Origin of the sequence: Methanocaldococcus sp. (assembly GCF_024490875.1) — an archaeon.
Lineage (GTDB): Archaea > AGJL01 > Methanococci > Methanococcales > Methanocaldococcaceae > Methanocaldococcus.
Genome location: NZ_JACCLX010000001.1, coordinates 1 through 4,897 on the forward strand (window position 1 = coordinate 1; position 4,897 = coordinate 4,897).

The 4,897-nt window shown below is 29.2% G+C and carries 5 protein-coding genes; 2 read left to right on the forward strand and 3 right to left on the reverse strand.

All coding sequences use genetic code 11. The features are described from left to right. The coding region (locus HZY31_RS00005; RefSeq protein ID WP_463671209.1) for a hypothetical protein at positions 1-582 on the forward strand (582 nt) is incomplete at its 5' end. A gap of 55 nt (positions 583-637) precedes the next feature. Here the strand turns inward: HZY31_RS00005 and HZY31_RS00010 are convergent. From HZY31_RS00010 to HZY31_RS00020, 3 genes are all read right to left on the reverse strand, one after another. Continuing rightward, complete coding sequence (locus tag HZY31_RS00010) at positions 638-1,090, reverse strand: acylphosphatase (protein WP_297317440.1); 453 nt, start codon at positions 1,088-1,090, stop codon at positions 638-640. A 116-nt stretch (positions 1,091-1,206) separates the two neighbouring features. Beyond that, complete coding sequence (locus HZY31_RS00015) at positions 1,207-3,501, reverse strand: minichromosome maintenance protein MCM (protein ID WP_297317441.1); 2,295 nt, start codon at positions 3,499-3,501, stop codon at positions 1,207-1,209. A gap of 551 nt (positions 3,502-4,052) precedes the next feature. Beyond that, positions 4,053-4,247, reverse strand: coding sequence for a hypothetical protein (locus tag HZY31_RS00020; RefSeq protein WP_297317442.1), 195 nt, complete (start codon positions 4,245-4,247; stop codon positions 4,053-4,055). 280 nt (positions 4,248-4,527) lie between these two features. Between HZY31_RS00020 and HZY31_RS00025 the strand changes: the two genes are divergently transcribed. Continuing rightward, positions 4,528-4,752 carry a hypothetical protein gene (locus tag HZY31_RS00025; RefSeq protein WP_297317443.1) on the forward strand — a complete coding sequence of 75 codons (225 nt, stop codon included), beginning with the start codon at positions 4,528-4,530 and terminating at the stop codon, positions 4,750-4,752. The last annotated feature ends 145 nt before the right edge of the window (positions 4,753-4,897 follow it).

Below are 4,897 nucleotides of genomic sequence, written 5' to 3' on the forward strand. Positions count from 1 at the left end.
GAAGCTATGAAAATAAATGAAGAAAGGGATGAAGAAGAGAGAGAAAAAGACGAGATGACAAAAGCAAAGCATGTTATAGACCTCAATAAGGCAAAAAGCGAGAAACAATTATATAATTGGTTCTTTACTTGGCTGGATAATTTAGACAAATTAGATAAATATGATATTGAAGGAGTTGATTACATTCCAGAACTATGTGAAGAGGAAAATAACGGAAAGGATAATGTCAATTGGAGAGATGTTTTAAAAGAAGACAAAGGTAACAAAAAGAAAAAACACATGAAAAAGAATAAAAGCAAAGATAAGCCTAAAGCAAAAGTTAATAAACTCTTAGAATATACAAAAGAATACTTAGAGGCTAAAAATAAGCTTGTCAAGTATTTAGAAAGCCATGAAATAGACAAGGAAACTCTAACAAAACTTTGGGAGGAATTGCTAAAAATGGAAGGTAAAAACGTAACAAAAGCTAAGAGGACAGATAAATCTAAAAAAGCTAAAAGATGCCTTAAAATCAGAGTTCCAAACATATTAAAATGGATTCAGAATCCTTCAAAATACGACCTAAAAGGTGTTGATGGATAAAATACCTCCCACTCTATAGGCCAATATGCGAAAATATTTCGCATAACTGCTTTAATTATTTTTGTGCATTACTATTATTTTTAAGAATTTCCTTTATTTCATATAGCGTATCTTTCATCTCAATTAAAATCTTTTTATGCTCTTCTAACTCGCCAAATATAAACTTAATATACTTAACTCCCTCATCCAACTTTTTATTTAACTCTATTAAATCATCTGCCGATATTCTATTAATCCCTTCTGGAAATTCAATGTATGTATTTAATGCCTTTTCTTCGATTTTATCTATCTTAATTAACTTATCATCCTCTTCTAATTCTTTAATTAATTCTTTAAATAACCTCTTTTTTCTCTCTGAACTAAAGTTTGCTAATATCCTAACAGTCACATCTTTGTAGTTATAAATAATTCCATTAATGCCTAAGCCCCTACCTATATTTTCTATCCTATCTCTAAATCCAACATGTTGAACCTTACCATAGATAATTAACTCATAAGTTGTTGCCATAGTTTCACCTATTCAAAACTTTATCAATTCAATAAATATAATATGATACTCAACCAATAAACCTCATCACATTTGGTCCTATAAAGGGGGAGGGGTTGGTGCGGAAGGGGAGGGGGTTATAGCAACCGATACTTATGTGAGTATGGTTTATCTATATCCCCTAATCTCATCAATTTATTAAGTATATTATCTAATTCCTTCTCGTCTATGCCATAATCTTTACAATAATCTAAAATCTTATCATACGGAGCTAATCCATCTTCTTCCTCTTCTGAAATCTCTTTTATTATCTCTAAAACCTTATCCAACTTTTCTCTTTCGCTTTTAGTTCCATATGTAATTTTATTCATATCAATTATACCACTTTCGTGGTCATAAGCTGTTTCTTTCAAGTATTCTAAAATTATGCTTATTGCCTCTTTAGCATCATCTTCATCAACTACATCTTTTAATCTTGCTTTTGCATGAGCTTCAGCCAACCTAATAACTGAATCTAATAATCTTGCTGAAATTTCATGTTGTTTCTTTCTCATTTCTACATAAAAATTAACAATAACTTCTTTTGCCTTTTTGTTAATTATTGGAGATTTTTGTCTTGCGTATAATATGTATTTAACAATAAAATCAAAATCTATCTTTACTTTTTTTCCATCTATTTCTATAAACTCATAATCGTATCCTTCAATTTCCTTATTTTGGCTCTCTGATATTGCTTCATATATTGCAGTATCTACAATATGCTCTGCTATCTGTGTATCATTTTTTTCATTAGAAATATCTTTAATTGGAAAAATCAAATCAAATCTATCCAATAACGGTTTATGTATATCTATTTGGTCAAACACTGATTTATCTGGGTCAAATCTTCCATGCTTTGGGTTGCATGCAGCTAACACAGATGTTTCTGATGGAAGTTTTGCATTAATCCCTCCTTTGCTAATGTGGATTGTTTGGCTTTCCATTGCCTCCAATACAGCTTGATGTGCATCCTTCTTTAATGCAAATTCATCAATACAGGCAACTCCTTTATTTGCTTTAACTAAAACCCCTGGTTTCACAACCCAAGTATTATCTCCAATTTCCGTTCTTTCCCTCTCTACTGCCGCAGTTAAACCTACTGCCGTTGCTGTCGTCATAGATGCGTATAGGTTGCCAGGTATTTTAGATATTTTCCTTAATATAACCGTTTTACCAACCCCAGGGTCTGCAATTAATAAAATATGGATACTATTCCTTTTATTTCTTTTCTTAGTTCCCTTTATTTGTTGTAAGAAAACAGCTTTTTTTATTAATCTATGCCCTTCAATTTCTGGGATTAATCTTTCAGCTAATAAATCAATAACATCATCCCTTTTAGCCAACTTTTTAAATATCTCTTCATCCTCTTTTGATATTTCGATATTATATTCTCCATCTACTCTTTTTGCATATATTCCTTCAATGTAGAAATCATGAACATCCAATTTTCTCCTTGTTGTCTTAACTTTCTTAACTATCCCAACTATCTTAACTCTTCCAGCATAAATCCCAACTTTGTTTTTTAATATAACAGTTACATACCTTGGTGGGTCATCTGGATTCTTCATAAGCTCTAAAGGTATTTGAACTTTCAACTCTTGTATATCTTCATTTATACATTTACTTTCATTAATAACTACATCACCACCACATTTTGGACATTTCTTAACATTTATTGGATTAAAAAGGTCGTTATCTGCTAACCATTCATGCCCACATTTCTGACAAACAAAACATTTTTTGGCTATAAAAGATTTCACCTTCGAAGATATTGAAATAATACCCTCAAATTCTACCAATTTTCCAATATGCTTACTTCTTATCTCATCAATTGTCTTTACTACTTTAAATATGTCTGGAATATTCTCAACGGTTAAAACAAAATCCTCAGGAAGCTCTTCATTATTTAAACTATAATACGCATCTCCATAACATTCCTTAATAAAATTTAATGTTTTCTCTGGTTCATCTACAAGAATATCAAAAAATTCTAAACAACCAGTAAGAATACCAGATTTATACAATTCCTCCAAATCAATAACTACAAAATCATCTCTATTCACTATGTTATCTAAATACTCTTCCTTAAAATACCTAATTAATTTATCCCTAACTTGTTCAAATATTACTGTATCTTCATCAAAACTACTACTAAATCCGAATCCAAATCCAAAACTTTGCTCTGGTTCTCTAATCAAAATAATCTTTTTACCTTCGACAGTTTTTATCTCTTTTATTACCCCTTCATCTATAAGCTCAGATTTTGCTCTTGAGACCGTTGGTTTCGGATAAATGTTGATAAGATACTTATATATATCATCCCAGATTATAGACTTATTGTGGGACTTTAATAGTGCATCAACAATATATTTTTTTGCCTCCTTTAAACTCATATCACCACCTCAGCCCCTATGTTTTAAAACTTTTTTAAAACAATTATATAAACTTTACTAAAAAGTTTAGTATGAAAAATTTTATAATTTTTATTACTAATTTCGGAAAAAGTGTTCAATGAAAATTCTAATTAGTAAATGGGAATAATTAGACGATATTAAATAAAATAAAGTAAGGATATTGTTTAATTTTAAAAAATAAACAATTTTTATAAAATCTGTTAAAATTCCTCATTTACTAAAAATAATACTTATATGTTCTTATTTACTGTTTATCTCAATTTCTAAACAGTATTTATATAATATTGTTTAAAAATAGAGATAAACGCAATTTATTAAATATTATTGCTTATTTTTAGTAAATGGGGGATTTAAAATGAGTTTATAAAATAGGCGTTTATAAACGAAATAAACAAAAAAAAAATAAAAATATTGCTTATTTTTAGTAAATAAGTGCTATTTACAAAATCACTAAAAATAGTATAGTATGTTATTTTGTTTAGTATGAAAAATTTTATAATTTTTATTACTTATTAATAATAAAAAAAGAGTTAGTCGAGAACCTCTATGATAAATTTTTTCTTGTTAATTATTTTTATTTCTACACCTTTTCCGCATATATCACTTAAAAAGGATGGTAAAGTTAATTGTGGGTATATATGTCCTTTAACTTTTAATTTTCCCATTTTTTTTCTTATTGTAATGTAATTATCGTCATTACATTCGCATTTGTTATTTATGTTCATTTTATCCCTCTTATGAGCTTTATTATAATTTTAGTATAAACATTTATATAACATTGTCGGAGTTATGGAAATATTTATATAAAAGTTTTATAAAAATTTAATAATATATTTTTAATAAAATTTTTAAAACTTGGAAATGAAAAAACTTGGTGGTGTTATGGTGGGGGTTATTTTGGTTATGATATTCTTGTTGAGTGTGGGCTTTTGGATATTGAGTAGGTTCTCCCCTCCCCTTCTGCACAACCCCTCCCCCATCCAGATTAGGTAATGGTGTATTACTATGATGGATGTCGAATGCAAAAGAATTGAAAAAAGAGAATTGAAGGATAAGGTTGATGTTTCTTGGTATTACGATGGACATATGAAATCTTGGGTAATAAAGATTTTTAGAGAAGATATAATGAGGACGAAGATTTTTAAATTTGGAAAAAAGAACGGTGAGAAGGTTTTAGAATTATTGAAGTTCCTACTTGATGAAAATGATTCTAATGATGATTATGATTAGGATTAGTAAAGCAGTGATGCGAAAAACTTTCGCCATCTGGCCTATGTCCAGAGAAGGTTTCCAGATATGCGAAAAACTTTCGCAGATAGGACCATAAATAGGTGATAGGCATGGGAGAGAGAAGGGAGAAAGATAGGGATAATAC

Coding starts and splice junctions, on each gene's coding strand:
- HZY31_RS00025 (WP_297317443.1), top strand. CDS start 4,528: ATGATGGATGTCGAATGCAAAAGAATTGAAAAAAGAGAATTGAAGGAT.
- HZY31_RS00015 (WP_297317441.1), bottom strand. CDS start 3,501: ATGAGTTTAAAGGAGGCAAAAAAATATATTGTTGATGCACTATTAAAG.
- HZY31_RS00010 (WP_297317440.1), bottom strand. CDS start 1,090: ATGGCAACAACTTATGAGTTAATTATCTATGGTAAGGTTCAACATGTT.
- HZY31_RS00020 (WP_297317442.1), bottom strand. CDS start 4,247: ATGAACATAAATAACAAATGCGAATGTAATGACGATAATTACATTACA.